Raw genomic sequence first — 25419 nt, 5'->3', positions numbered from 1 at the left:
ACGGGCTTCATGTCCCAAAGGTGCTGCGGTCTCTCATCCGCCACCGCAATCGGCAATACACAGCCAATCCGCGACAAAGGGAAGTTACAAAGGTGGCGCAAAGCGCCGGATGAGGGGCGAACATAACCCGCCTTCACCCCACTCCTGCACTGCGTGCGACCCTCACCCTCAAGAGAAGCCGCTTACTTCCAGTCGCGGATATCGACGAAGTGGCCCGATACGGCAGCCGCGGCCGCCATCGCCGGCGACACGAGATGGGTGCGGCCCTTGAAGCCCTGGCGGCCTTCGAAGTTGCGGTTGGAGGTCGAGGCGCAGCGTTCGCCCGGCTTCAGGCGGTCGTCGTTCATGGCGAGGCACATGGAGCAGCCCGGCTCGCGCCAGTCGAAACCAGCCGCCTTGAAGATCTTGTCGAGGCCTTCGGCTTCCGCCTGTTCCTTGACGAGGCCGGAGCCCGGCACGATCATCGCCGAAACGGTCGGAGCGACCGTCCTGCCTTCGACGACCTTGGCGACTTCGCGCAGGTCCTCGATGCGGCCATTGGTGCAGGAACCGATGAAGACGCGGTCGATATTGATATCGGTGATCTTCGTGCCCGGCTTCAGGCCCATATAATCGAGCGCGCGCCACTTGGAGGTGCGCTTGTTCTCGTCCTGGATCTCGTCCGGATTGGGAACGATGCCCTGGACGGAAATGACGTCTTCCGGCGAGGAGCCCCAGGAGACGATCGGCGGCAGGGCGGCGGCATCGAGAACGACGACGCGGTCATAATGCGCGCCTTCGTCGGTCTGCAGCGTCTTCCAGTAGGCGATCGCCTTTTCGAGGTCTTCGCCCTTCGGCGCGCGCGGCTTGCCCTTGATGTATTCGAAGGTCTTTTCGTCCGGCGCAATCAGGCCGGCGCGGGCGCCGCCTTCGATCGTCATGTTGCAGACCGTCATGCGGCCTTCCATCGACAGGTCGCGGATGGCTTCGCCGGCAAACTCGATGACGCTGCCGGTACCGCCGGCCGTGCCGATCTCGCCGATGATGGCGAGGATGATGTCCTTGGCGGTGACATGCGGCGGCAGCTTGCCGTCGACACGCACCAGCATGTTCTTGGCTTTCTTCTGGATCAACGTCTGGGTGGCGAGCACATGCTCGACCTCGGACGTGCCGATGCCATGCGCCAAGGCCCCGAAGGCGCCATGCGTCGAAGTATGGCTATCGCCGCAGACGATGGTCATGCCCGGCAGGGTAAAACCCTGTTCCGGTCCCACGATGTGGACGATGCCCTGGCGGATATCGCTTGCCGAATAATATTCGACACCGAAATCGGCCGCGTTCTGGGCGAGCGCCTCCACCTGGATACGGCTTTCCTCGTTCTTGATGCCGAGATGGCGATCCGGCGAGGTCGGCACGTTGTGGTCGACGACGGCAAGGGTCTTTTGCGGAGCGCGCACCTGACGGTTCGTCATGCGCAGGCCCTCGAACGCCTGGGGGCTCGTCACTTCGTGAACGAGATGGCGATCGATATAGAGAAGACAGGTTCCGTCGTCCTGTTGATCGACCAGATGGTCGTCCCAGATTTTATCGTAGAGAGTACGCGGTGCGCTCATGGCTGTGCATCCATTTGAAGAGAAGGTCAGGAAAATGTCCGGCAACGAGGCGCCGGCAGCCGGCCGGGGTCAGACCCCGGCGATCAGATAAGTCGGCTGCTGAGGGCGCCGGAAACGCACGCGAAAAAGCGTGCCGGCAGACGCTTGTGGTCCTGCAGCACGACGATTTTCTGTTCGTGACATCCGAATTTGGATTCCATGGCGCGGATATAGCAGTTTTGTGAGGGGGCGGCAATATTGCAGCACATGTTGACTGCCGTGCCCGGTCGCGCTGCCTCACATGCTCATTCGGCTCAAATACCGAAATCCGGAATGCAGGAGCGGCGTGGACCGGAATAGGGCTGATAGGTGTTGTCCGACGCACGATAGGACCGATATTGCAGCCTGCACCATTGGACATGACTGTCCGCAGCGTTGGCGGCAAATTCGCCGGGCACCTCCGCTGCCGCAGTCAGTCCAGTTCCACCGTTCATGTCTTCATGGGGAGAAACACATTTGCGGCGCCCGCCGTCATAAGGCTGATAACTGTCATCCTCGATCCGGTATGACCGGTATTGTGTCATGCACCAATCCACATGGGCGCTGTCGAGGACGTGATCGACGGCCTCGCGGGTTTCCGAAGCCGGGATCGTAGCAGCAACCTGGCTGGCGGTGGACGCATCCGTGTCAGGCACCGCCCGCATCGCTATATCGCCGATTCTGACATTGCCGCGCGTGACATAGGTCGGCTCGAAGGTCCAGAGCGGGTTTGAAAGATGAGCGAATTCATGGGGCTTGCCGTAACCCGACAGATGCGAGCCGGCATAGACGACCGACCCGAATGTCGCGGCGGCAAGAACTGTGCCCGCAAGCATGAGCAGCCTCGATTTCATGGAACGTCCCTCCGAAATATCGAATTGCGGAAGGAATGCCGGAAGCGAGGCGTCGGTTCCGATCTTTTTTCGAGAAAGTCGCGGCGCGAGTCAGCGCTGGACGTCGCGCCGCAATCTCTGCTCCAGCCGTCTCAACCCCAGCGACAGCCCGATCGTCAGGATCAGATAAACATAGGCGACGATCGAATAGGTTTCGAAGAAGCGGAACGAGCCGGAGGCATAGACTTTGCCCATCTGGGTGATATCGGCGACGCCGAGCACGGAGACGAGGGATGAATCCTTGACCATGGCGACGAAATCGTTGCCGAGCGGCGGCAGGATGACGCGGATCGCCTGCGGGAAGACCACCAGCCGGAAGCGCTGATACCGCGACAGGCCGAGCGCCTTGGCCGCCTCGATCTGCCCCTTGTCGACCGACAGGATGCCGGCGCGAAAAACCTCGGCGATGAAGGCCGAATAGCCGATCATCAGGGCAAGGATCGCCCGCCAGACCAGCGAGAGATCGCGCACAAGCATCGGCTCCATCACTCCCCCCGAAATCAGCGGCGAGCAGATGGCGTTGATCAGCCAGACCAGCCCCGGCGCACCGACGAAGGCGATGTAGAACAGGAGAACGAGGATCGGTATGCCGCGAATGACCTCGGTATAGAACCGCGCGATCTGGCGCAGCACATTGTGTTCCGACAGCGCCATCAGCGCGATGCCGAGGCCAAGCGCAGTCGCCAGCGCGAAACCGACAATGGTGACGAAGACCGTCACCCACAGCCCGGCCGCGACGATGCCGAACACCTGCCGATAGATTCCGTTGGTCGCGATGACCACGGCAAGCGCCACGGCAATCAGCGCGAGGGCGACCAGCCACCAGGGATAGTCGCCCTTCGTCGTTTGCGGAGAAGCAGGCATCATCGGGCGGTTATCATTCGCCCATCTTGTAATCGACGAACCATTTCTGATTCAGCTTGTCGAGCGTGCCATCGGCCTTGAGCGCAGCGATCGCGGCGTTGACCGGGGCGACAAGATCCGAGCCCTTCTTGAAGATGAAGCCGAAATCCTCGGTGCCGAGCGGCCCGCCGATGACCTTCAGGCCGCCGTTGGAGGCCTCGACATAGCCCTTGGCCGCGACGCTGTCGGTCAGCACCGTATCGACATCGCCGGCCTTCAGCGCCTGCACCGTCGCACCGAAGGTTTCGAACAGCTTCACACGCGGGTTCTGCTCGTTGCCGTCGAGGATTTCATAGACGGCGGTGTAGAAGGGTGAGGTGCCCGGCTGCGCGCCGACCAGACCATCGGCAAAGGCGCCGAATGTCTTGGCATCGGTGAAGCGGCTTTCGTCGCCGCGCACCAGCATGAACTGCTGCGAACGCATGTATGGATCGGAGAAATCCACCTGCGTCTTGCGCTCGTCCTTGATGGTGATGCCGGTCATGCCGATATCGTACTGGCCATCGGATACCGCCTGGATCATCGCATCCCAGGAAGTGTTCTGGATTTCCAGCTTGAAATTCAGCCGCTTGGCGATCTCTTCCATCGCGTCATATTCCCAGCCGATCGCCTTGCCGCTCTTCGGATCGACGAATTGCAGCGGCGGATAGGCATTCTCGGTCACAACGACGACCGTGCGGCCCTTGAGATCAGGCAGGTCGGCGGCGGCGGCCCTTGCGGGCGTAAGGCCAAGCGGCGCGAGAACAAGGGCAGCGAGCCCGGCGAAAACGGTGCGGCGGGTAAACATGGATGGCTCCTGAATTGTGGCGGATGAACCTGTCACATCTCAAGAGGGGGTGGCAAGAGCACCCGCCGGGGCCTTGCCCGCAAATATGGAAAAGCCGCAACCAATACAGGCGATTCCGCGAAAAATCCTACCCGGATGTTGCACGGTGGCTCACGCCGGCTTCGTCGCCCCGATCGAAAACGACAGCGGAATGCGCGGCAGGCCCGGCCCCTGCTCGAACTGCTCCTCGCCGGTTTCGATCATGCCGGGATAGTGTCGCCAAGTGAGGATCTCGTGCTCGTTCAAGAAATCGAGCCGCATCCCGGCTTGCAGGAGAGCGTTGACGACATCGCTGACCGGGTGCAGCCATTCATACATGCGCTGATGGATCAAAGGCCGCTCGTCGCCGGTATAGGTGTGGGTCTCCTCGAACAGCAGGGGCGCATCGACCGGCGTGCGCCAGCCGTGGATCAGCGTCAGGCGGCCATCGCTTTCGCCCTTGTACTGGAACATCTGCGGATGGCCGTCGAGCAGGTAAAGCCGGCCTCCAGGGCGCAGGAGACCGGCGACGATCTTCGCCCAGCCGAAGATATCCGGCAGCCAGTGGATCGCGCCCCAGGTGACATAGACAATGTCATAGCTGCGGTTCTCGAGTGCCGCGACCGCGTCGTAGACCGACGCTTCGACGAAACGCGCCTCGGTTCCGGCCTTGCGTGCGAAATCGCGGGCCGACGCAATGGCGATAGGGGAGAAATCAAGCCCGGTAACGGAGCGGGCGCCGAGATGCCTGAGGCTCAGCGTATCGAGCCCGATATGGCATTGCAGGTGGACAACATCCTTACCCACGATATCGCCGATCTCGCTTGCCTCCAGCGCATGCAGCGACGAGCCGCCGGCCAGAACCCGCTCGATCCGGTATCGGTCGGTCGGATCGGTCGCGTGCAATCCTGCCCGGTCGTCCCAGTTGAACCGGTTGGTCTCCAGATAATCGTCCATGCTCCCCCCAAACGAAAAAAGGCGGTCCGAAGACCGCCTTTGTCCAACAATTCCAGAGGAATTGAAACTTATTCTGCTGCCGGCTCGGCTGCTGCTGCAGCGGCGGCTTCTTCAGCGGCCTTTGCGGCGGCAGCTTCCGCTGCTGCAGCTTCAGCTGCTGCCTTTTCGGCGGCCAGAGCCTGGGCTGCTGCGACCTTTTCAGCTTCCAGACGTGCCTTTTCGTCGGCAACGGCCTGACGCTCGGCATCGTTCAGCTTGCGGGCGCGAACGCCGGTGTCTTCAACGATACGGGCCGACTTGCCGCGACGATCGCGCAGGTAGTAGAGCTTGGCGCGACGGACCTTACCGCGGCGAACGATCTCGACGCTCTCGACGAGCGGAGAATAGACCGGGAATACGCGCTCGACGCCTTCGCCGTAGGAAATCTTGCGAACGGTGAAGCTCTCGTTGATGCCGCCGCCCGAACGAGCGATGCAGACGCCTTCATAGGCCTGGATACGGGTACGGGTACCTTCCGTCACGCGGACGTTGACGCGAACGGTGTCACCTGCGGAAAATTCAGGCAGGGTGCGCTTGGCTTCGATCTTGGCAACCTGTTCGGCTTCCAGCTGCTGGATGATGTTCATGTTTCTAACCTTCTCAAGTTCTTCTGAAACAGCCAGAGCGCTCTGCCTTGCCTTTTGGACCGATCCCGAGAGGGCGCCGCCGGGTTTTGTTTCTCGTCGAGAAACAGGAGCGAATTCACTATTCTTTGTTTTCAGGTGACGGGGTTTTCCCCGAACCGGTCGGGCGAATACACCAAACGACGACGCTTGTCATCCCCGCGCGGCAAAAAATCTCCGTGCAGCAAGTGCATTTGAAAGATTGCGACATGCTTTGGCATGGCAGTTTCCGCGACTTGCCACCGCTTCAACCCCGGGCTATGTCCGTTCCTACTGCCGGGGAGGGCACATGTCCATATCGCTTGCCATCATGCTGTTTGTCGCCGGCTTCCTGTCGAGCGCCGTCAATGCTGTTGCCGGCGGCGGTACGTTTCTCACCTTCGGCGCCATGACACTGGCCGGCCTGCCGCCGATCGTCGCCAACGCCACATCCTCGATCGTGCAGTTTCCGGGCTATGTCACGTCAGCGCTGGCCTATCGCAAGGAGATCAGCGCCGACCGCCGCGAGGCCACCCTCCTCGGCATCCTGTCGCTGGTCGGCGGGCTTGCCGGCGCGCTGATCCTGCTGTCGCTCTCCAACCCGTCCTTCCGGGCCATGGTCCCTTGGCTGCTGATTGCCGCGACGGCCATCTTCGCGCTCGGCCCTTTGCTGCGCCCGAAAGCTTCGGAAGACGGCGCGCCGGTCGGACCGCTCGGCATGGCCGGCCAGTTCGTCACCGCCATCTACGGCGGCTTCTTCGGCGCCGGCATGGGCATCATGATGCTGGCCGTCCTGGGGCTCTCCACCGGCGGCGACTATCATCGCGTCAACGCGCTCAAGAATTTCCTCGCCATGGTCATCGCCGCCGTTGCCATCGCGGTCTTCGCCAGCGGCAATGTCGTCGGCTGGCTGCATGCAGCCATCATGATCCCGGGTGGCGCGCTCGGAGGCTATTCCGGCGTCTGGCTCGCCCGCCGCGTCCCCCAAGCGCTCATCCGCGGCCTCGTGGTCGCGGTGGGGCTGCTGCTGGCGGTTTATTATTTTGTGACGGGGTGATGAGGTTTTCCGAGGCTACAGAACAGCTTAATGCGTCAGGCACACCACGCTTGCTCCTTTCGGGGTGGTAATTCGGTTCATTGAGAACCATATACTGTGTACCGGCACGGTAGCGCCAGCGCGCGCGTGCCCAAATTCAGGAGACAAACCATGACAGATAACGTCCAGGCGACAACGTCGCTGGCGGAAGCCAAGGTGTTTGCAAAGAAGCACAGGATCGATATCGAGGACGCCCAGAAAATCCTCGATGAACATGGCGACAACCGCAAGGCGGCCGACAAAGCCGCGCGCCGCATCGCAGCGTGAGAGACGACTGACTTTTACGTTGTTGGCCGTCATCAACTTTATTTGGCCGTAATCTTCGTTTAGGTAACGGCAATCGGCATTGCTGATGAGCGCTGGAATGAATCTGCCGCTCGCAATGCTGGCGTCGCTTCTGCATTTGACCACGGATGTACTGGCAGAGGCGTTTAGCGACGGTGAGGAAGGTCGGTGCGGTTTCGCCCCGGCCTTTTTTGTTGTCATTTGGCCTTCGACATCCAACCCGGGGATTTGGCAAGGCGGCTATAGCCGATCCGGCGCCAATTCTCACCCACACTCCCCCGCCCGCTTCAACAGAAACGCCCGCTCCCGCTCGTTCCGGCTCAGCGCCGCCGCCTGCTGAAATGCCGCCCTCGCTTCGCCCAGCCGCCCAGCCCGAAACAGGAAATCACCTCTGGCGGCCGGAAGAAGCGCATATCTTACAAGCGCCGCGTCCTCTTCGATCCCGGCGAGCAGAGCCAGCCCGGCATCCGGGCCGAAGGCCATGCTGTGGGCGACGGCGCGGTTGAGATCGACCACCGGCGAAGGCAGGATTTGGCGCAGGCGGTCGTAGAGGGCGGCGATGCGGGGCCAGTCGGTCTCCTCGGCCTTGCGCGCACGGGCATGACAGGCGGCAAGGGCGGCCTGCAGCGCATAGGGACCGTTCGCGCCGCCCAGCGCCTCGGCCCTTTCCAGCGCTGCAAAGCCCCGCCGGATCAGCAACTGGTCCCAGCGGCCGCGGTTCTGTTCGGTCAGCGGAATGGGCGACCCGTCCGGCGCGACACGGGCATGAAACCGCGACGCCTGGATTTCCATCAGTGCCAAGAGGCCGAAGACTTCCGGCTCGTCTGGCGCCAGCCGCACAAGGATGCGGCCGAGCCGCTGCGCCTCGGCGCAAAGCGCCGGGCGGATCAGGTCCTCGCCGGCAGTTGCGGCATAGCCTTCATTGAAGATGAGGTAGACGACCTCGAGCACCGAGGCGAGACGCTGCTGCCGCTCCGCCCCGCGCGGCGCTTCATAGGCCAGACCTGCATTTCCGAGCGTCTTCTTGGCCCGCACGATCCGCTGGGCGATGGTGGTCTCGCTGGACAGAAAGGCGCGGGCGATCTCGTCCGTCGTCAGCCCGCCGATCAGCCTAAGCGTCAGCGCCGCCCGCGCCTCCTGCGACAGGATCGGGTGGCAGGCGGTAAAGATCAGGCTCAGCAGTTCGTCACCGACATCGTCATCCATGGCCGCCTCGATATCGTCGATACGGTTTGTGCCGTCCTCCTCCAGATCCCGGCCGATTTCGGCATGCTTGATCGCCATCATCTTCTTGCGGCGGAAACCGTCGATCGCCCGCCGCTTGGCGGCCGCCGTCAGCCAGGCGCCGGGATTGCGCGGCACGCCGGATTTCGGCCATTCGGACAGGGCAGTGACCAGCGCATCCTGCGCCAGCTCTTCCGCCAGCCCGACATCACGCACCATGCGGGTCAGGCCGGCAATCAGCCGCGCCTGTTCGATCCGGAACACCGTCTCGATCGCATGGTGGGTTTCGTTGGACGCCATGCTCCCAACTTGGGCGAGGAGCAACCCGCGCGTCAAGCCCGGTCGGGATGACTGGCAGAGCCTGAAATCGGCTGTTGAACCAGGCAGCCCCACACACTCCGTCATACTCGCCCTTGTGGCGGGGATCCAGCGACCCGACGTCCGTCGGGTCAAAAGACTTCTTTCAGCTCAATGACTTGAGCTGGCCGGCTTCCTGTGACAGGCACAGGAATGACGGAGATATTGGGAACGGCCTCGGTCCTCCGATAACCGTTCAAAGGTCGAGAGGGGCTTACGTCAACTGCCCGGTCTGCCGGAACTACCGGCTGGCAGCCTTGTCGCGCAGGCGCTGTTCCTGTTCCGCCAGTTCCGGCGTGAAAGCCTCGCCGAAATCGGCAGCTTCGAAGACCTGGCGGATTTCGATCTCGCTCGGACCGAGCATCGGGTTGGGGCACCGCTTCACCCATTCGACCGCCTCGGCCATGTCCTTGACTTCCCAGAGCCAGAAACCGGCGACCAGTTCGCGGGTCTCCGTGAAGGGACCGTCGATGACCGAACGGCTGGCGCCGTCGAAAGCGATCCGCTTGCCCTTGACCGAGGGATGCAGGCCCTCGCCGGCCAGCATGATGCCGGCATTGACCAGTTCCTCGTTATATTTGCCCATGGCTTCCAGAAGCTCGGTCGTCGGCATGATGCCCGCTTCACTGTCCTCGGTTGCCTTGACCATCACCATGACACGCATCGTCTTTTCTCCTCTGATTGACGGAAGCCAATTGCCTTCCTGATCATACGACGAACGGATGTCGGGGAAATCGACACAGCCACGAATTTTTTTCAGAAAAAATTTGAGTCAGGATTTAAGCAAGTCCGGCCGCCGCTCAGCCGTGAGCCGACGCGCCTCGGCTTCGCGCCATTTCGCGATGTCGCCATGGTGGCCGGAGGTGAGCACAGCGGGGATTTCCCGGCCTTCGAAGACCTGCGGCCGCGTGTAATGCGGATGTTCCAGCAGCCCGCCTTCGAAGCTTTCGTGAACGCCGGAAAGATCGTTACCCATGACGCCGGGCAGGATGCGGACGATGGCATCGAGCAGGATCAGCGCCGCCGGTTCGCCGCCGGAGAGGATGTAGTCGCCGATCGACACTTCCTCGAGCTGGCGCCCGTCGATCACCCGCTGGTCCACACCTTCGAACCGCCCGCAGACGATGATGGCGCCAGGGCCGGCGGCAAGTTCGCGAACCCGCGTCTGGGTCAATGGCTTGCCCCGCGGGCTCATCAACAGGCGCGGACGGTCGTCGCCGGCGGATGCATGGTCGATGGCTTTCGCCAGGATATCGGCCCGCAGCACCATGCCGGCGCCGCCGCCGGCCGGCGTATCATCGACGGTGCGGTGCCGGTCCTCGGCAAAGTCGCGGATCTGCAGCGTATCGAGCGACCACTGGCCCCGCTCCAGCGCCTTGCCGGACAGCGAATGGCCGAGATGGCCGGGAAACATGTCGGGATAGAGGGTCAGGATCGTCGCACGGAACGGCAAGTTACTTTGCCTTCGGCTTGAACTGGCTGGTCGGATCCTCGTCCTTGTCATCGGTGAGGCCGGCGGCGCGCGCATCGACAAGCAGCGTGCCGGCTTCGAGATCGATTTCCAGCACCGACCATTCGGTGAACGGGATCAGCACCGGCCGCTTGCCGGGCCCCTTCAGTTCCAGCAGGTCGCCGGCGCCGAAATCGAACACACCGGTCACCGTGCCATAGCTCTTGCCATCGGCATCGAGCGCTTCCAGCCCCTCGAGATCGGCATAGAAGAATTCGTCCTCGTCGAGATCGTCGTCCGGCAGGTTGTCGCGCTCGACGAACAGGTCGAGCCCGTTCAGCGCCTCGGCGGCGTTGCGGTCGTTGATACCACGAAAGCGGACGATGACGACATTCTTGGATTCGCGCACTTCCAGCACTTCGAACGAACGCCCGTCCTGTGCATGCAGATGGCCGTAATCACCGATCGCCGCAGGTTCGGCCGCAAAGGACTTGACCCGCACTTCGCCGCGCAAGCCTTGCGCACCGCCGACCGTTCCCATCAGGACAGGATTGTTGAGTTTGCTCATCGCCGGCTCGATCTCCAGAGTGTGCCATTCGAATAAACGAAAACGGGCGGCATGAAAACGCCGCCCGTCTCGAAATTTGCAGTGTCGCGCAGCTTATTCAGCGGCAGCAGCAGCGGCGTCTTCAGCCTTCTGCTTGGCTTCGGCAGCGCGCTCCTGAGCCTTCTTGCCCGGCAGGCCCTTGGTCGGGTTCGAGCGGGCTTCGCGGGTTGCGATACCGGCTTCGTTGAGGAAGCGCAGGACGCGGTCGGTCGGCAGGGCGCCGTTCGACAGCCAATGCTGGATGCGCTCATTGTTCAGTTCAACGCGCTTGGCATCGTCCTTCTTGAGCATCGGGTTCCACGAGCCGACCTTTTCCAGGAAACGGCCGTCGCGCGGCGAACGGGCGTCGGCAACGACGATCTGGTAGAACGGGCGCTTCTTGGAACCACCACGGGCGAGACGAATTTTCAGTGCCATGTCATTTACTCCTTGAGATAGTCAACCGCCTCTGGCGGCCTTCTTGTGCTTGTTTATCTAAGCTGATCAATCCTTGAGATCGGCAGCGATTGCTTCATGATGCCGGATGACTTCGTGGATGATGAAGTTCAGGAACTTCTCCGCGAAATCCGGGTCCAGATTGGCGTCCTTGGCCAGGCGGCGAAGGCGTTCGATCTGGTATTCCTCGCGCGCCGGATCGGCCGGCGGCAAACTGTATTTGGCTTTCAGCACGCCCACTGCCTGGGTGCAGCGAAACCGTTCGGCCAGCATATGCACGAGCGCCGCGTCGATATTGTCGATCGACTGACGGTAGCCCGAGAGTTCCTGTCTGACTGCTGGATCAACCATATCGATCCAATCCTCACTTCTTCTTCGGCAAACCGGGCAAGCCCGGGAATCCGCCGCCGAGGCCCGGCAGCTTCATGCCACCACCCAGACCCGGAAGACCGCCAGGTAGTCCGCCGCCCTTGCCGAGACCGGCGGCCTCCGCCTGCTTCTGCAGGGCTTCGAGCTGCTTGGGGTCCATCTTCGACAGGTCGGGCATGCCGCCCATTCCACCCATGCCACCAAGACCCATCTTTCCGGCAAGGCCGCCCATCATCTGCTTCATCATGCCGCCCTTGCCCTTGCCGCCCATCATTTTCATCATGTCGGCCATGGAGCGGTGCATTTTCAAAAGCTTGTTGATTTCGGCAGCATCGGTGCCGGAACCGGCCGCGATGCGCTTCTTGCGGGAATGTTTCAGGATATCCGGATTGGCGCGCTCGGCCTTGGTCATCGAGGAGATGATGGCGATCTGGCGGCCGAACATCCTGTCGTCGAGACCGGCCGAAGCCATCTTGTCCTTCATGCCGGCCATGCCGGGCATCAGTCCCATGATGCCGCCCATGCCGCCCATCTTCTGCATCTGACGCAGCTGATCGGCGAGGTCGTTCAGGTCGAACTTGCCGGTCTTCATCTTGGCGGCCATGGCCGCCGCCTTTTCGGCATCGATGTTTTCGGCGGCCTTCTCGACCAGCGAGACGATGTCGCCCATGCCGAGAATACGGTCGGCGACACGGCGCGGATGGAACTCTTCGAGCTCCGACATCTTTTCGCCGACGCCGATCAGCTTGATCGGCTTGCCGGTGACGGCGCGCATCGAGAGCGCCGCACCGCCACGACCATCGCCGTCCATGCGGGTCAGAACGAGGCCGGTGATCCCGACACGCTCATCGAAATTGCGGGCGAGATTGACGGCGTCCTGACCGGTCAGCGCATCGGCGACCAGCAGGATTTCATGGGGGTTCGAGCGGCGCTTGATCTCGGCCATCTCGATCATCAGCGGCTCGTCGATATGGGTACGGCCGGCGGTATCGAGAATGACGATGTCATGGCCGCCGAGCTTGGCAGCCTGCACGGCGCGCGCGGCAATATCGGTCGGCGACTGGCCGGCGATGATCGGCAGCGTATCGACGCTGGTCTGGGCGCCGAGTTGGCGAAGCTGCTCCTGCGCTGCCGGACGGCGCGTGTCGAGCGACGCCATCAGGACCTTCTTCTTGTCCCGCGTCTTCAAGCGAAGGGCGATCTTGCCGGTGGTCGTCGTTTTACCCGAGCCCTGCAGACCGACCATCATGATGACGACGGGGGCAGCGGCATTGAGATCGATCGACACACCATCGGCGCCGAGCATCTCGACCAGCTCGTCATGGACGATCTTGACGACCATCTGGCCGGGCTTGATCGACTTCAGCACCTCAGCGCCGACAGCCTTTTCCCGCACCCTGTCGGTGAAGGAGCGAACGACTTCCAGCGCGACGTCGGCTTCCAGAAGCGCACGGCGAACCTCGCGCAGGGCAGCCGAAACATCGGCTTCCGACAGCGCGCCACGGCCGGTCAATCCATTCAGGATTGACCCAAGGCGGTCCTGGAGACTTTCAAACATCGCTTCATCCTTGTCGTTTCAAACATTTTCGTGGTTCGAAACGTTGTGCTTTTCCATGACGAAAACAAGACGCAAAGCCAAAAAGCACCCGAGGGCGCATCGCGCTGTCGGGTGTTGACCTCCGGGATCTCTTTATACCTTTTCGGGTCCCGGTCGGTGGCTACAAGTCTTGTTCTTGTCGCAGATTGCGGGCGGTAAACACGATATGGGGCAGAAAGTCAAGGATATCGGCTTATTTTGCCGGAATAGCGGCCCGGCACCCCTTACAAAGACGGCCGAAACACACCAGATCACCCCCGACAGCTTCCATCGATCGGTTTCCCATGCCCCAGACGCCGCCAGCCCGCAAGCCGCGCAATCCCTATTACACCGGCCCCGTCTCCGATCATTTCGACGGCACGTATTTCTTCAATCCGAATGGCATCGTGCCGGCCGGCTTTCGCGATCTGCTGCGCTGGCAGTTCGGCGGCGGGCGGGTTGCCTGGCCGAAGCGGGCGCCGAGCCCGTTTCCAGCGGCAAAGCCCGATAATCGGGTCGATGGCGACGGGCTACGGGTCACCATGGTCGGCCACGCCTCGTTGCTCATCCAGGTCGCGGGCCTCAACATCCTGACAGACCCCGTCTGGTCGCCGCGCACCAGCCCGTTTTCCTTTGCCGGGCCGAAACGCGTGGTCGGGCCGGGCATCGCCTTCGACGACCTGCCGCCGATCGATATCGTGCTCGTCACCCACAATCATTACGACCACCTCGATCTCGCGACGCTGAAGCGCCTGCACGAGGAACACGGTCCCCATTTCGTCACACCGCTCGGCAACGACACGATCATCCACCGCGCTATCCCCGAAGCCAAGATTTCCGACATGGACTGGGGTGACCAGATCGCCTTCTGGGACGATATCACCATCGATTGCGAACCCTGCCATCACTGGTCGGCGCGCGGCACGCGGGACCGCCGCATGGCGCTCTGGTCCGCCTTCGTCATCACCACGCCCGCCGGCAAGATCTACCATATCGGCGATACCGGCTTTCACGACGGCATCAACTACCGCGCCGCCGGCGAAAAACACGGCGCCTTCCGCCTCGCCTGCCTGCCGATCGGCGCTTATGAGCCGCGCTGGTTCATGAAGGGGCAGCACCAGAACCCGGAGGAAGCGGTCAAGGGCATGCAGCTCTGCAACGCAGCCTACGTCGCCGGCCACCATTTCGCGACGGTGCAATTGACCAACGAGGGGATCGAGGACCCCGTGCGAGCACTGGCGCTGGCACTGGAGCAGGAAGGCGTCGATCCCCATCGTTTCAACGCGCTCAGGGCCGGCGAGGTTTTCGACGTGCCATCAATTTAGCCGGCTACCTACTCTCGCGAGGCAAGGCACGGATCGAGAACCGCATGTTTTCGATCCTGCACCTCCAGCGCGCCCGCCAGCACCACGCGATCGCCGATCTTCATGCCATTGTCGGAATAGGTAACGCACATGACGCGAATGCCCGTGTCCGGACAGACCGCAAGATACCAGAGAACCTTGTCGGTATGGACCAGGGTGAGCGGCCCGGAAATCCAGAGATCGACCCGGTCGCGCGCGGGTTTGAATCCATCCAAAGTCTTGCCAATGGTCTCGCAGGTCGCGATTTCCGGCGGCGTCCCCTCAGGCCCGGCAAGCCCCGGCCGGCCGGGATAAAGGTCGTCCTGCGAAAAGGCCGGGCTGCCGAGCGCGGCCATGGCAACGCCTGCAACAAGGGCGATCGCAGCCCACCGGCGCCCCGCTTTCTCACATCGATCATTCATCAATGATTCTCTTCCCGGAAAACTACTCCGCTCGCGTCTTTAGGAAATCAACGTGGCAAGATTATCCCGCAGTTTCTGACGGTCGGGCATGAATGGCGGCGCATCCTTCTTCCTTCTTCGCCAGGTAGAAGAGCATCCTCACCCCTCCGGAAACTCCCGATACTGCGGCAGACCATCGGTAATCTCATACCATGGCGCCTTCGAGCCGACGAAGATATGCGCCGTCGGCCGGATGGTCGGCGCATCCATCAGCGTCCCCATCGGCACATGCACATAGGCGCCTTCGCGCACCACCGAATGAACCAGCGACCCGCAGGTGGCGCAATGCACATCATGCGCTGCGTCGGGATTACCGTAGATCAACAGGGCATCGTTTCCACCGGCACGCCGGAACCGCTCGCTCCGGATTCCGGCAATCGGCTTGAATGCCGATCCGGTCGTCCGCCGGCAATTCGAGCAATGGCAGTTCATCGCATATTCGAAGGCATCATCGACCTGATATTCCACGGCACCGCACAGGCATTTCCCGGTCAGCAAGCGGTATTCGGGCATTTCAAGTCTCCGGACAATGTCATGGCGAGCCATCAGCATGACCCGTGCCCGGCAGGATCGCAACCTGCTCGGCAACAGCGTTCAGCCAAAAAAATCATCCCCGCTTATCCCCGCCCCGCAAACCCGTGCCATGATCATCCCGTTCCGCCAATGGATACGCTGCCAGGCGTGGCAGTGAGGCGGGGCCGGTGCCGGATGGGGGACAGACGTAAGCCCTTGTCCGGTGGATTGGCAGAAAGCAGACCCTGGTGGTCCCCCGAAAGGGGTGCCGTTCTGGCAGAGAAACCGGAGTTGCCCGTCGACCAACACTGAACGGGGCGCTGGAAGGCGTCATATACAATTACTTAGTCAGCGGCACTTTCCAGCGCCCCGGCCAAGGAGAACAGCTTAACCACGACGGATTTCCGGGCGTGGGTGATGGTGTTGTGGCCTCCCACCTCCGCCTCGATGGGGGAGGTCGCCGCTCGCGGCGGGTGGGGGTGACGACCGCGAACAACAGGACAAATGGCAATATGCCGCAGATCACCCCACCCCGGAGCTTCGCTCCGACCCTCCCCCTCAAGGGGAAGGTGAACCCCACTGGTAATTTCCCCCCGCTTCCGCCATATACAGCCCAACAAACGATGGAATGGACGTCATGAGCAATACGGTCGAATTCGCTGTCATGAACGGGCTTGGCAACAAGATCTTGGTCGTCGACATGCGCGGCCGTGCCGATAAGGTGACGCCGCAGGCCGCGATTGCGCTGAATGCGCATCCCGATACCGCCTTCGACCAGATCATGGCGATCCATGATCCGAAGGCTGCAGGCACCGACGCCTGGATCGATATCCTCAACTGCGACGGCACCAAGGCGCAGGCCTGCGGCAACGGCACGCGCTGCGTCGTGCAGGCACTGGCCGCCGAAACCGGCAGACGAGCTTTCACCTTCCAGACCGTCGCGGGCATCCTGAATGCGCAGGAAAATGCCGATGGCACGATCTCCGTCGACATGGGCAAGCCGGTGTTCGAATGGGACAAGATCCCGCTGTCGGAAGAATTCTACGACACCAGCCGCATCGAGCTGCAGATCGGCCCGATCGATGCGCCGATCCTGCATTCGCCTTCCGTGATGTCGATGGGCAATCCGCATGCGATCTTCTGGGTCGACCGCGACGTCATGTCCTTCGATCTCGAACGCTTCGGCCCGCTGCTGGAAAACCACCCGATGTTTCCCGAGCGCGCCAATATCACGCTGGCGCAGGTCACTTCGCCGACATCGCTGCGCACCCGCACCTGGGAGCGCGGCGCCGGCCTGACGCTGGCCTGCGGTTCCGCCGCCTGCGCTGCCGCCGTTTCAGCCGCCCGCACGGGCCGGACCGGCCGCACCGTGACCATCAATGTCGCCAGCGCCACGCCGCCGGGCATCCTCACCATCGAATGGCGCGAGCGGGACGATCACGTCGTCATGACCGGACCGGCCGAATGGGAATGGTCCGGCAGCGTCGATCCGTCGACCGGCCTTTGGTCGCGCGACCCCGACAGCCAGCAGGCGGGAAGCGCCGCGCTTTGAGCGGCGTCGACGTCATAACCTTCGGCTGTCGCCTCAACACCTATGAATCCGAAGTGATGCGGGCAGAAGCCGAGAAGGCGGGGTTGAACAACGCCATTCTCGTCAACACCTGCGCGGTAACGGCTGAGGCCGTGCGCCAGGCCCGCCAGGCCATTCGCCGCGCCCGACGCGACAATCCGCATGCTCGCATCATCGTCACCGGCTGCGCCGCGCAAACCGAAAAACAGATCTTTGCCGCCATGCCGGAAGTCGATGCCGTGCTCGGCAACGAGGAAAAGCTGAAGAGCGCCTCCTACCGGTCGCTGCCGGATTTCGGTGTTTCGGCGGAAGAAAAGCTGCGCGTCAACGACATCATGAGCATACGCGGCACCGCACCGCAGATGGTCAGGCATATCGACGGCTATGTGCGCGCTTTCATCCAGGTGCAGAACGGCTGCGACCACCGCTGCACCTTTTGCATCATCCCCTATGGCCGGGGGAATTCCCGCTCCGTGCCGATGGGCGCCGTTGTCGACCAGGCGCGAAAGCTCGTGGAAGGCGGTTACCGCGAGATCGTGCTGACCGGCGTCGATGCGACCAGCTATGGCGCCGACCTGCCCGGCACGCCCACCCTCGGACTTCTGGCAAAAACCCTTCTCAAGCAAATCCCCGAAATCCGGCGCCTGCGGCTGTCATCGATCGACAGCATCGAGGCGGACAGCCATCTGATGGACCTGATCGCTGACGAGCCACGCTTCATGCCGCATCTGCACCTGTCGCTGCAGCATGGCGACGACATGATCCTGAAGCGGATGAAACGCCGGCATTCGCGTGCCGATGCCTTGGCCTTCATCGCGGATGTCCGCCGCCTGCGGCCGGAAACGAGCTTCGGTGCCGACATGATCGCCGGCTTTCCGACCGAGACAGAAGCCATGTTCGCCAATGCGATGAGCCTCGCGGAAGAGGCCAATATCGCCCATCTGCATGTCTTTCCCTATTCGCCGCGCGAGGGCACGCCCGCCGCCCGCATGCCGCCGATCGACCGGGCGCTGGTGAAGGAACGCGCCGCCCGTCTGCGCGCCACTGGACTTCGGCTGCACCAGGCCCATCTTGACAGTATGGTCGGCACCCGGCAAAGCCTGCTCGTCGAGAACAACGGTCTGGCGCACACGGAAAATTTCACGCTTGCTGCGGTCCCCGGCCTCACGCCGCGCGATATGATCGAGGCGGTCGTTACCGGCCACAACGGCAAGCATCTCACTCTTCAACTGACGGCTGCCAAAGCGGCCTGAGTTTTACGGATACCCAATGGCGCTCAGCTTTCTGAAAAAGGTCTTCACCTTCGGCAAGGACAAGCCGGTGGAAGATGCGCCCGCCGCGACCCCTGCAGCCGATGCCGTCATGGATCAGGCCGAAGCGACCTTCACCCCAGCTGAAACCCGCGCGATCGAAGCCGAACTCGAGCCGCATTCGCGCAGCGAAGACCTGCCGCTGGCCAACGATCCGGTCCTGCCCGAAGGCATGGACACTGCCGGCGGCCCGTCCGCCGATACCGCCGATACGCTGGAATTCGAGACGGAAACCAAGGCAGAGGAGGACGAGCCCTCGGCCATCCTGCCCGCCGTCGAGGAAATCGGGGATATCGGCCTGGTGCCGCTGTCGCTGCTGGAGGCGGAGGCCGAAGCGTCAGAAGTCGAAACATCCGAAGTCGCTGACGCTGAAATACCCCCCTCTGTCCCGGAGCCTGTCCTCGGGCTTGCCGAAGGCAAGACCCGAGGGGGACATCTCCCCCTCAAGGGGGGAGATCAGTTGAAAGTTGACGAACCTCTCGTCGAAGAGGAATTAACGGCTGAAACTGCGGAGGCAACCGCGGATCTGATCTCCCCCCTTGAGGGGGAGATGCCCGGCAGGGCAGAGGGGGGTGAGCCAGCCACGCTCGCTGAGGCGACTGATCTCGACAAAGGTCATCGACCGACATTTTCTGCCGAAACTGATACCCCCATCGACGAAGTCCCGGCCACACCCGCCCTCCCCAAAGGCTTCGCCACCGGCCGCGCCGTCGCCGAACCCGTACCGGAAGCACCCAAACAGAAGCTCACTTGGTTCCAGCGCCTGCGCCAGGGCCTTGCCCGCACATCCTCGCAACTGACCGGCCAGATCACCGCGCTCTTCACCAAGCGCAAGCTGGACGACGAGACGCTGCAGGATTTGGAAGACCTGCTGATCCAGGCCGATCTCGGCGTCGAGACGGCGCTGCGCGTCACCGATACGCTGGCCTCAGAGCGCTATGGAAAGGACGTGACCGGCGAGGACGTGACCCGCATCATGGCGACCGAGATCACCAAGGTTCTGGCGCCGGTCGCCAAGCCCCTGCAGCTCGATCTGTCCCACAAGCCGCATGTCATCCTTGTCGTCGGTGTCAACGGTACCGGCAAGACGACGACGATCGGCAAGCTTGCGGCAAAACTGTCGGGCGCCGGCCTCAAGGTCATGCTCGCCGCCGGCGACACGTTTCGCGCAGCCGCGATCGAGCAGCTGAAGATCTGGGCCGAGCGGACGAAATCCGACATCGTCTCCTCCAAGCTCGGCGCCGACGCTGCGGGTTTGGCTTATGAGGCCTTCGAGCAGGCGAGGCTGAAGAAGAGCGACGTGCTGATCATCGACACCGCCGGCCGCCTGCAGAACCGCACGGAACTGATGGCGGAACTGGAAAAGATCGTCCGCGTGCTCGGCAAGCTCGATCCCGATGCACCGCACACCGTGCTGCAGACGCTCGACGCGACGACGGGACAAAACGCGCTGAACCAGGTGGAAATTTTCCGCAACGTCGCCGGTGTCAACGGCCTGATCATGACCAAGCTCGACGGCACCGCGCGCGGCGGCATCCTTGTCGCGATCTCGGCCAAGCACAAGCTGCCGGTCTATTTCATCGGCGTCGGCGAGGGCGTCGACGATCTCGAGCCGTTCGAGGCCAAGGACTTCGCCGAGGCCATCGCCGGCATTGCCCATTGACCCCGTAGTTTTGCCGTTTTGCTGATGTTATAGAGGCAAAAGGACTGCCATTGCCTCCGTCATCCTCGCCCTTCTGGCGGGGATCCAGTGCGGCGCGTCCGCGCCGCGGAAGACTCTCTTTGACGCGGCAGACGCCGCGTCGCTGGATTCCTGTGACAAGCACAGGAATGACGGCGTCGTTGGCAACACGACAACATTGGTGCCAGGCACTTTAGGAACGACAGAATGTCATCGATCGAGGCGGTCAAGCCGCGCAAGGAAATCAGCCCGCTACTCAAGATGGCGCTGGAATTCGGGCCACTGGTGGTCTTCTTCTTCGCCAATTCGCGCGGCGAATGGCTGGGCCAGCATTTTCCGGCGCTGACGGAACTCGGCGGACCGATCTTCATCGCCACCGGCCTGTTCATGGCCGCGACGGCGATCGCGCTGACGGCCTCCTGGCTTCTCACCCGCACCCTGCCGATGATGCCGCTGATCTCCGGCATTGTCGTCTTTGTCATGGGCGCGTTCACGCTGTGGCTGCAGAACGACACCTTCATCAAGATCAAGCCGACCATCATCAACTCGCTGTTCGGCGTTATCCTGCTCGGCGGCCTACTGTTCGGCAAGTCGTTGCTCGGCTATGTCTTCCACACGGCCTTCAAGCTGGACGAGGAAGGCTGGCGCAAGCTGACCCTCCGCTGGGGCATCTTCTTCCTGTTCCTGGCGGTGCTCAACGAGATCGTCTGGCGCAATTTCTCGACGGACTTCTGGGTTGCCTTCAAGGTCTGGGGCACGATGCCCGTAACCCTGCTTTTCATCGCAAGCCAGATGCCACTGATCATGAAACATTCGCTGGAACAGGATACGCCGGCGTGACCACGCTGATCCCGGCGGAAAGCCGGTCGCCCCGGGTAACGACCATCCTGCTGATCGCCTGCGCCGCCGTTTTGCTGGCGCAGATCATCGCCGAATACTGGGCCGGCCGCGTTCCGATCTGCACCTGCGGTTATATCAAGCTGTTCGAGCCGGTAGTGAACAGCCCCGGCAATTCCCAGCATCTGGCCGACTGGTACACGCCGTCGCATATCATCCACGGCTTCCTGTTCTATGCTCTTGCGCATTTCGTCCTGCGCGGCAAGCCGCTGGCGGCCAAGCTGCTTTTGGCGCTGGTCATCGAATCTGGCTGGGAAATCCTCGAGAACTCACCCATCATCATCGATCGCTACCGCACAGCAACGATCTCGCTCGACTATTACGGAGACAGCATCCTCAATTCGGTGATGGATACGGTGTTCATGGCGCTCGGCTTCTTCTTCGCCGCCCGCGCGCCGGTCGCGGTCACCATCGTCATCGCTGTATTCTTCGAGCTTTTTACCGGCTGGCTGATCCGCGACAACCTGACACTCAACGTGCTGATGCTGGTCTATCCGCTGGAAGCGGTGAAAACCTGGCAGGGCGGTCTCTGATCAACTGACCCGGACGGTGATGGTATCGACGCCATCCACATGGCCGACCATTTCGTCACCCGTGACGACCGCGCCGACGCCGGCGGGCGTGCCGGAGAAGATCAGGTCTCCGGCCTTCAGTTCGAACAGGCGGGAGAGATAGGCGATCATTTCCGGCACCTTCCAGAGCATCTGGTTGAGATCGCCGCTCTGACGCAGTTCGCCATTGACCTTCAGCCAGATCGCGCCAGCGTCGGGATGCCCGACTTTCGAAACCGGATGCAGGACGCCGCAAGGTGCTGACGCCTCGAACGCCTTGGCAGTCTCCCACGGGCGTCCGGCCTTCTTTGCCTCGGCCTGCAGGTCGCGCCGCGTCATGTCGAGGCCGACGGCATAGCCGAAGACGTGGTCGAGCGCGCTTTCAACGGGAATGTCGATACAGCCCTTGGCAAGCGCCACGATCAGTTCGACCTCGTGATGCACATTCTGGCTCTGGCTCGGATAGGGGAAGCCTTTGCCCGGAGACACCAGCGTATCGGGGTTCTTCTGGAAGAAGAACGGCGGCTCCTTGTTCGGATCATGCCCCATCTCGATGGCATGGTCGGCAAAATTGCGGCCGACGCAATAGATGCGGTGAACCGGAAAGAGCGCGTCCGTCCCCGCGACCGGCATGGCCGGGATCGGCTCGGGCGTGAAGACATAGGTCGTAGCTTGCGTCATCTGGCTCATTCTCGCGTTCTTGTCCGGTCTGCTCCGGGCACCGTTTTCGTCGACCTTACTTCGTGGCCGCCACAGCCTTTTCGATGGCCGGATAAAGCCCATCCTTCAGGCTGCGCGCATCGAACGGGCCCACGCGCTTGTAGACGATGGTGCCGCTGGCATCGACCAGATAGGATTCCGGAATACCGTAGACACCCCAGTCAATCGCCGCCTTGCCGCGTGGATCGACGCCGATAGCGGCGAAGGGATTGCCGAGTTCACCAAGGAAGCGCAGCGCGTTCTCGGTCTTGTCCTTGTAATTGATGCCGACCACCGTCAGGCGCGGATCCTTGGAGAGCTGGAGGATGACCGGGTTTTCCTCCCGGCAGGGCACGCACCAGGAGGCCCAGACATTCACGAGCGTCAGCTTGCCCTTGATGGCGGCATCGGTCAGCGCCGGCATGGCCGCGCCGTTGAAGGTCGCGCCTTCGAGCGCCGGCATGGCAAGCGCCGGCGCTTTGGTGCCGATCAGGGCGGACGGAATTTCGGTGATGTTGCGGCCCGAACCGAGCTGGCTCCAGAAGATCGCGGCAAGCGCGGCAAAGATCACCAGCGGCAGCGCCGCAAGCACAAACCGCATCTTGCCCGGACGGGCCTGCTCGGTCTCGGCCGGCGTTTCCACGCTCATTGTGCTTCTCCGGCCGGCGACGAGCGGCGGCGGATGCCGGCAGCCTCAAGCGCCTGCAATTCCCGGCGGCGCGACCGGCCATCGGCGAAGACCCAGAGGATCAGCGCAAGCACCGTGACCGTGGCGATGCCATAACTGGCGAAAACATAGGCTGCGTGTGTCATCATGGCCTCAAACCTCCCGGCCGACACTGCGGGCTGCCTGCCGGCGCATCGCGGTCACCCGACGTCGCCAGATCTCGTTGCGCATGGCAGCGATATGCAGGGTGAAGAACAGCAGCGTGAAGGCGATCGCCATCACCAAGAGCGGCCGCAGGAATTCAGGATCGATCGTCGGGCCGTCGAGCCGCATGACGCTAGCCGGCTGGTGCAGCGTATTCCACCATTCGACGGAAAACTTGATGATCGGGATATTGACGAAACCGACGAGGATCAACACGGCAGACACCTTGGCCGCCTTGGTCGGCTCATCCATCGCCCGGTTGAGCGCGATCAGCCCGAGATACATCAGGAAAAGCACGAAGACCGAGGTCAGCCGCGCATCCCAGACCCACCATGTGCCCCACATCGGCTTGCCCCAGAGCGAACCGGTGACCAGTGCGAGGAAGGTGAAGGCGGCACCGATGGGCGCTGCGGCCTTGGCCGAGACATCGGCCAGCGGATGGCGCCAGACCAGCGTACCGATCGCCGAGATCGCCATCACCGTGTAGCACATCATCGACAGCCAGGCCGACGGCACATGCACATACATGATGCGCACTGTCTCGCCCTGCTGATAATCGCCCTCGGTGGTGAAGGACAGATAGAGACCGACGGCAAACAGCAACGCGGTCACCCCGGCAAACCAAGGCAGAACACGCCCCGCCAAGGCCAGGAACCGGGTGGGGTTGGCAAGGTCGCTGAACTTGCGGATGGCCAGACTGTTTTCGCTCATGATGGTTCTTTAACGCGCCAGACGCTTCTCTTCAATCAAGACAAGGGTATCACATTTGCGTCAGTCCGACGCGGCCCGGAGCGCCAGGGCCGCGGCAAGCGGGCCAATGACGGCGAAGAACAGGGTGATGGCCACCAGGATCAGGACGGGCGGGAGGAATGGCGCAGGGTCCTGCACGGCGGCATAGGCGGCGCTGACGCCGAATATCAGCACGGGAATGGTGAGCGGCAGGACGAGGATCGACACCAGCAATCCACCGCGCGGCAGCGTCACCGCCACCGCCGCACCCGCCGCACCGATGAAGGTGATGGCCGGTGTGCCGAGCAGCAATGTCAGCGCGGTCGCGCCGATCGCAACCTCGCTCATGTTCATGAACAGCCCGAGCAGCGGCGAGGCGATCACCAGCGGCAGTCCCGTCGCTGTCCAGTGGGCCAGGCATTTGACCAGCACGGTGAGGACCAACGGCGTCTCCTGCATCAGCATCAGGTCCAGCGATCCGTCCTCCCGCTCCGCTTGGAACAGCCGGTCGAGCCCCAGCAACGAGGCGAGCAGCGCGCCGATCCACAGGATTGCCGGCCCGATCCGCGACAGCAGATTGAGATCGGGGCCGACGGCGAAGGGCACGACGGCGACCACTGTCATGAAGAACAGCACGCCGATCAGCGCGCCACCGCCAGCGCGCACGGAGAGTTTGAGGTCTCGGAGGAAGAGGGCGGTCATGATGCGATCCTGCGGGAATTTGACAAAGCCCCCTCCCCACCCCCTCCCCACAAGGGGGAGGGGCTCACCCGAAGTAACGGCTGTGCCAGACAGCAAACTCTGTTCGCCGCGAAAATTTCGGTGATGAAACGAGAGAGGGCGGCATGCGAGCCCCTCCCCCTTGTGTGGAGGGGGTGGGGATGGGTCTTCTTTGATCTCACCACGCAGCCTCCCCTACACCCGCAAATCCCGTCATCCGCAATTCCCGTGCCTCCACGCCAAGCGGCTGGTGCGTTGCCGCCACGACGATGCCGCCGGCGGAGAGATGGCGTTGGACGAGACCGGCGAACAGCCGGTCAGCATTGGCGTCCAAGGCAGCCGTCGGCTCGTCGAGCAGCCAGACGGGACGGAAGGCAACGAGGAGCTTGGCCATGGCCATGCGGCGCTGCTGGCCGGCGGAGAGATAACCGAACGGCAGGTGCGAAATGCCGCCGAGCCCGAGCGCTTCCGTCGCCTCCTCGATGCCGGTTCCGGTGCCGCCCACCGAATCACCCATGAAGCTCTTCCAGAAGGAGAGATTCTCCGTGACGGTCAGTTCGCGCTTCATCGCATTGCGGTGACCGAGATAGTGGCAGGCCTCGCGCGGATGGCCGATTTCCGCAGCGCTTCCCAGGAATCGGACCATGCCGGATTCGGCGGCCAGAAGACCCGCCAGAACACGCAGAAGGGTCGACTTTCCGGACCCGTTCGCACCGGTCACGACAAGCGCCTCGCCCGCGCCAAGAACGAAGGAAATATCGTTGAAAATCAGGTCCTCGCCGCGCTTTGCACTGAGGCCTTCGACGACGAGGCTGATCGGCATTCACATTCCCTTTACGACGTTCGTCGCAATGCAAAAAAATTGT

General features: G+C 62.5%; 29 protein-coding genes. 8 read left to right on the top strand and 21 right to left on the bottom strand.

Annotated elements, in window-relative coordinates; translation table 11 throughout:
• Positions 1-182 precede the first annotated feature (182 nt).
• The 6 genes from leuC to rplS form a co-directional block, all read right to left on the bottom strand.
• Positions 183-1592, bottom strand: coding sequence for a 3-isopropylmalate dehydratase large subunit (gene leuC, locus ASG68_RS24950; RefSeq protein ID WP_062586480.1), 1410 nt, complete (start codon positions 1590-1592; stop codon positions 183-185).
• Positions 1593-1885: 293 nt separating this feature from the next.
• Positions 1886-2464 carry a BA14K family protein gene (locus ASG68_RS24945; protein ID WP_062586478.1) on the bottom strand — a complete coding sequence of 193 codons (579 nt, stop codon included), beginning with the start codon at positions 2462-2464 and terminating at the stop codon, positions 1886-1888.
• 90 nt (positions 2465-2554) lie between these two features.
• Complete coding sequence (locus ASG68_RS24940; RefSeq protein ID WP_062586477.1) at positions 2555-3370, bottom strand: amino acid ABC transporter permease; 816 nt, start codon at positions 3368-3370, stop codon at positions 2555-2557.
• A gap of 10 nt (positions 3371-3380) precedes the next feature.
• The gene (locus tag ASG68_RS24935; protein WP_062586476.1) at positions 3381-4193 is read right to left on the bottom strand and encodes a basic amino acid ABC transporter substrate-binding protein; all 813 of its coding nucleotides are present in this window, start codon (positions 4191-4193) and stop codon (positions 3381-3383) included.
• Between the two features lie 150 nt (positions 4194-4343).
• Positions 4344-5168, bottom strand: coding sequence for a class I SAM-dependent methyltransferase (locus tag ASG68_RS24930; protein ID WP_062586475.1), 825 nt, complete (start codon positions 5166-5168; stop codon positions 4344-4346).
• 68 nt (positions 5169-5236) lie between these two features.
• Positions 5237-5794, bottom strand: a complete 558-nt coding sequence (rplS, locus tag ASG68_RS24925; protein WP_062586474.1) for a 50S ribosomal protein L19 — start codon at positions 5792-5794, stop codon at positions 5237-5239.
• Positions 5795-6119: 325 nt separating this feature from the next.
• On the opposite strand from rplS, the gene ASG68_RS24920 reads away from it, so the two are divergent.
• Together ASG68_RS24920 and ASG68_RS31950 are read left to right on the top strand one after the other, a co-directional pair.
• Complete coding sequence (locus tag ASG68_RS24920; RefSeq protein ID WP_062586472.1) at positions 6120-6866, top strand: sulfite exporter TauE/SafE family protein; 747 nt, start codon at positions 6120-6122, stop codon at positions 6864-6866.
• 150 nt (positions 6867-7016) lie between these two features.
• Entirely contained in the window at positions 7017-7172 is a 156-nt protein-coding gene (locus tag ASG68_RS31950; RefSeq protein WP_164491887.1) for a hypothetical protein, read from the top strand.
• A gap of 282 nt (positions 7173-7454) precedes the next feature.
• On the opposite strand, the gene ASG68_RS24915 is transcribed toward ASG68_RS31950, so the two are convergent.
• The 7 genes from ASG68_RS24915 to ffh all read right to left on the bottom strand — a co-directional run bounded on the left by ASG68_RS24915 (position 7455) and on the right by ffh (position 13190).
• Positions 7455-8714, bottom strand: coding sequence for an RNA polymerase sigma factor (locus ASG68_RS24915; protein WP_062586470.1), 1260 nt, complete (start codon positions 8712-8714; stop codon positions 7455-7457).
• A 298-nt stretch (positions 8715-9012) separates the two neighbouring features.
• Positions 9013-9435, bottom strand: a complete 423-nt coding sequence (locus ASG68_RS24910) for a YciI family protein (protein ID WP_062586468.1) — start codon at positions 9433-9435, stop codon at positions 9013-9015.
• Positions 9436-9543: 108 nt separating this feature from the next.
• Positions 9544-10224, bottom strand: a complete 681-nt coding sequence (gene trmD, locus ASG68_RS24905) for a tRNA (guanosine(37)-N1)-methyltransferase TrmD (RefSeq protein WP_062586465.1) — start codon at positions 10222-10224, stop codon at positions 9544-9546.
• Between the two features lies 1 nt (position 10225).
• Positions 10226-10789, bottom strand: a complete 564-nt coding sequence (rimM, locus tag ASG68_RS24900; RefSeq protein ID WP_062586463.1) for a ribosome maturation factor RimM — start codon at positions 10787-10789, stop codon at positions 10226-10228.
• A 93-nt stretch (positions 10790-10882) separates the two neighbouring features.
• Positions 10883-11245, bottom strand: a complete 363-nt coding sequence (gene rpsP, locus ASG68_RS24895) for a 30S ribosomal protein S16 (RefSeq protein ID WP_062586461.1) — start codon at positions 11243-11245, stop codon at positions 10883-10885.
• A gap of 66 nt (positions 11246-11311) precedes the next feature.
• Complete coding sequence (locus ASG68_RS24890; RefSeq protein ID WP_062586459.1) at positions 11312-11614, bottom strand: chorismate mutase; 303 nt, start codon at positions 11612-11614, stop codon at positions 11312-11314.
• 13 nt (positions 11615-11627) lie between these two features.
• Positions 11628-13190: a signal recognition particle protein gene (gene ffh, locus ASG68_RS24885; RefSeq protein WP_062586457.1), complete on the bottom strand. Its 1563-nt coding sequence runs from the start codon at positions 13188-13190 to the stop codon at positions 11628-11630.
• A 323-nt stretch (positions 13191-13513) separates the two neighbouring features.
• Between ffh and ASG68_RS24880 the strand changes: the two genes are divergently transcribed.
• A complete protein-coding gene (locus ASG68_RS24880) occupies positions 13514-14533 on the top strand; it encodes an MBL fold metallo-hydrolase (protein ID WP_062586455.1) in 1020 nt (339 codons plus the stop codon).
• A gap of 8 nt (positions 14534-14541) precedes the next feature.
• Here the strand turns inward: ASG68_RS24880 and ASG68_RS24875 are convergent, their stop codons facing one another.
• The gene (locus tag ASG68_RS24875) at positions 14542-14973 is read right to left on the bottom strand and encodes a hypothetical protein (RefSeq protein ID WP_062586453.1); all 432 of its coding nucleotides are present in this window, start codon (positions 14971-14973) and stop codon (positions 14542-14544) included.
• 138 nt (positions 14974-15111) lie between these two features.
• Entirely contained in the window at positions 15112-15525 is a 414-nt protein-coding gene (locus tag ASG68_RS24870; protein ID WP_062586451.1) for a GFA family protein, read from the bottom strand.
• A 637-nt stretch (positions 15526-16162) separates the two neighbouring features.
• Between ASG68_RS24870 and dapF the strand changes: the two genes are divergently transcribed.
• The 5 genes from dapF to ASG68_RS24845 all read left to right on the top strand — a co-directional run bounded on the left by dapF (position 16163) and on the right by ASG68_RS24845 (position 21516).
• Entirely contained in the window at positions 16163-17077 is a 915-nt protein-coding gene (gene dapF, locus ASG68_RS24865) for a diaminopimelate epimerase (RefSeq protein WP_062586449.1), read from the top strand.
• Positions 17074-18348 (top strand): tRNA (N(6)-L-threonylcarbamoyladenosine(37)-C(2))-methylthiotransferase MtaB, encoded by a 1275-nt coding sequence (gene mtaB / locus ASG68_RS24860; protein WP_062586446.1) that lies wholly within the window; start codon positions 17074-17076, stop codon positions 18346-18348. The genes dapF and mtaB overlap by 4 nt, the downstream gene beginning before the upstream one ends.
• A gap of 16 nt (positions 18349-18364) precedes the next feature.
• Positions 18365-20068, top strand: coding sequence for a signal recognition particle-docking protein FtsY (ftsY, locus tag ASG68_RS24855; protein WP_062586444.1), 1704 nt, complete (start codon positions 18365-18367; stop codon positions 20066-20068).
• 225 nt (positions 20069-20293) lie between these two features.
• Positions 20294-20926, top strand: a complete 633-nt coding sequence (locus ASG68_RS24850; protein WP_062586442.1) for a septation protein A — start codon at positions 20294-20296, stop codon at positions 20924-20926.
• Positions 20923-21516 (top strand): DUF2585 domain-containing protein, encoded by a 594-nt coding sequence (locus tag ASG68_RS24845; RefSeq protein WP_062586440.1) that lies wholly within the window; start codon positions 20923-20925, stop codon positions 21514-21516. Before ASG68_RS24850 ends, ASG68_RS24845 begins: the two co-directional genes overlap by 4 nt.
• Here ASG68_RS24845 and ASG68_RS24840 read toward each other — a convergent pair whose 3' ends face one another.
• From ASG68_RS24840 to ccmA, 6 genes are all read right to left on the bottom strand, one after another.
• Positions 21517-22215: a fumarylacetoacetate hydrolase family protein gene (locus ASG68_RS24840; RefSeq protein WP_156373607.1), complete on the bottom strand. Its 699-nt coding sequence runs from the start codon at positions 22213-22215 to the stop codon at positions 21517-21519.
• Positions 22216-22270: 55 nt separating this feature from the next.
• Positions 22271-22882, bottom strand: coding sequence for a DsbE family thiol:disulfide interchange protein (locus ASG68_RS24835; RefSeq protein WP_062586436.1), 612 nt, complete (start codon positions 22880-22882; stop codon positions 22271-22273).
• Positions 22879-23049 carry a heme exporter protein CcmD gene (gene ccmD, locus ASG68_RS24830; protein ID WP_200943189.1) on the bottom strand — a complete coding sequence of 57 codons (171 nt, stop codon included), beginning with the start codon at positions 23047-23049 and terminating at the stop codon, positions 22879-22881. Before ccmD ends, ASG68_RS24835 begins: the two co-directional genes overlap by 4 nt.
• 4 nt (positions 23050-23053) lie before the next feature.
• Positions 23054-23815 carry a heme ABC transporter permease gene (locus tag ASG68_RS24825; RefSeq protein ID WP_062586433.1) on the bottom strand — a complete coding sequence of 254 codons (762 nt, stop codon included), beginning with the start codon at positions 23813-23815 and terminating at the stop codon, positions 23054-23056.
• A gap of 60 nt (positions 23816-23875) precedes the next feature.
• Positions 23876-24535, bottom strand: coding sequence for a heme exporter protein CcmB (ccmB, locus tag ASG68_RS24820; RefSeq protein WP_062586431.1), 660 nt, complete (start codon positions 24533-24535; stop codon positions 23876-23878).
• Between the two features lie 196 nt (positions 24536-24731).
• Positions 24732-25370 carry a heme ABC exporter ATP-binding protein CcmA gene (ccmA, locus tag ASG68_RS24815; RefSeq protein WP_062586556.1) on the bottom strand — a complete coding sequence of 213 codons (639 nt, stop codon included), beginning with the start codon at positions 25368-25370 and terminating at the stop codon, positions 24732-24734.
• Positions 25371-25419 lie beyond the last annotated feature (49 nt).

Origin of the sequence: Rhizobium sp. Leaf453 (genome assembly GCF_001425605.1) — a bacterium.
Classification (GTDB): Bacteria; Pseudomonadota; Alphaproteobacteria; order Rhizobiales; family Rhizobiaceae; genus Pararhizobium.
The sequence above is the reverse complement of the archived record's forward strand: the minus strand, read 5'-3'. Positions and strand labels throughout refer to the sequence as shown.

Bases quoted from the DNA above. Each gene is read 5' to 3' on its own strand.
- leuC (WP_062586480.1), bottom strand. From the start codon at position 1,592: ATGAGCGCACCGCGTACTCTCTACGATAAAATCTGGGACGACCATCTG.
- ASG68_RS24945 (WP_062586478.1), bottom strand. From the start codon at position 2,464: ATGAAATCGAGGCTGCTCATGCTTGCGGGCACAGTTCTTGCCGCCGCG.
- ASG68_RS24940 (WP_062586477.1), bottom strand. From the start codon at position 3,370: ATGATGCCTGCTTCTCCGCAAACGACGAAGGGCGACTATCCCTGGTGG.
- ASG68_RS24935 (WP_062586476.1), bottom strand. From the start codon at position 4,193: ATGTTTACCCGCCGCACCGTTTTCGCCGGGCTCGCTGCCCTTGTTCTC.
- ASG68_RS24930 (WP_062586475.1), bottom strand. From the start codon at position 5,168: ATGGACGATTATCTGGAGACCAACCGGTTCAACTGGGACGACCGGGCA.
- rplS (WP_062586474.1), bottom strand. From the start codon at position 5,794: ATGAACATCATCCAGCAGCTGGAAGCCGAACAGGTTGCCAAGATCGAA.
- ASG68_RS24920 (WP_062586472.1), top strand. From the start codon at position 6,120: ATGTCCATATCGCTTGCCATCATGCTGTTTGTCGCCGGCTTCCTGTCG.
- ASG68_RS31950 (WP_164491887.1), top strand. From the start codon at position 7,017: ATGACAGATAACGTCCAGGCGACAACGTCGCTGGCGGAAGCCAAGGTG.
- ASG68_RS24915 (WP_062586470.1), bottom strand. From the start codon at position 8,714: ATGGCGTCCAACGAAACCCACCATGCGATCGAGACGGTGTTCCGGATC.
- ASG68_RS24910 (WP_062586468.1), bottom strand. From the start codon at position 9,435: ATGCGTGTCATGGTGATGGTCAAGGCAACCGAGGACAGTGAAGCGGGC.
- rimM (WP_062586463.1), bottom strand. From the start codon at position 10,789: ATGAGCAAACTCAACAATCCTGTCCTGATGGGAACGGTCGGCGGTGCG.
- rpsP (WP_062586461.1), bottom strand. From the start codon at position 11,245: ATGGCACTGAAAATTCGTCTCGCCCGTGGTGGTTCCAAGAAGCGCCCG.
- ASG68_RS24890 (WP_062586459.1), bottom strand. From the start codon at position 11,614: ATGGTTGATCCAGCAGTCAGACAGGAACTCTCGGGCTACCGTCAGTCG.
- ffh (WP_062586457.1), bottom strand. From the start codon at position 13,190: ATGTTTGAAAGTCTCCAGGACCGCCTTGGGTCAATCCTGAATGGATTG.
- ASG68_RS24880 (WP_062586455.1), top strand. From the start codon at position 13,514: ATGCCCCAGACGCCGCCAGCCCGCAAGCCGCGCAATCCCTATTACACC.
- ASG68_RS24875 (WP_062586453.1), bottom strand. From the start codon at position 14,973: ATGAATGATCGATGTGAGAAAGCGGGGCGCCGGTGGGCTGCGATCGCC.
- ASG68_RS24870 (WP_062586451.1), bottom strand. From the start codon at position 15,525: ATGCCCGAATACCGCTTGCTGACCGGGAAATGCCTGTGCGGTGCCGTG.
- dapF (WP_062586449.1), top strand. From the start codon at position 16,163: ATGAGCAATACGGTCGAATTCGCTGTCATGAACGGGCTTGGCAACAAG.
- ftsY (WP_062586444.1), top strand. From the start codon at position 18,365: ATGGCGCTCAGCTTTCTGAAAAAGGTCTTCACCTTCGGCAAGGACAAG.
- ASG68_RS24850 (WP_062586442.1), top strand. From the start codon at position 20,294: ATGTCATCGATCGAGGCGGTCAAGCCGCGCAAGGAAATCAGCCCGCTA.
- ASG68_RS24840 (WP_156373607.1), bottom strand. From the start codon at position 22,215: ATGACGCAAGCTACGACCTATGTCTTCACGCCCGAGCCGATCCCGGCC.
- ASG68_RS24835 (WP_062586436.1), bottom strand. From the start codon at position 22,882: ATGAGCGTGGAAACGCCGGCCGAGACCGAGCAGGCCCGTCCGGGCAAG.
- ccmD (WP_200943189.1), bottom strand. From the start codon at position 23,049: ATGATGACACACGCAGCCTATGTTTTCGCCAGTTATGGCATCGCCACG.
- ASG68_RS24825 (WP_062586433.1), bottom strand. From the start codon at position 23,815: ATGAGCGAAAACAGTCTGGCCATCCGCAAGTTCAGCGACCTTGCCAAC.
- ccmB (WP_062586431.1), bottom strand. From the start codon at position 24,535: ATGACCGCCCTCTTCCTCCGAGACCTCAAACTCTCCGTGCGCGCTGGC.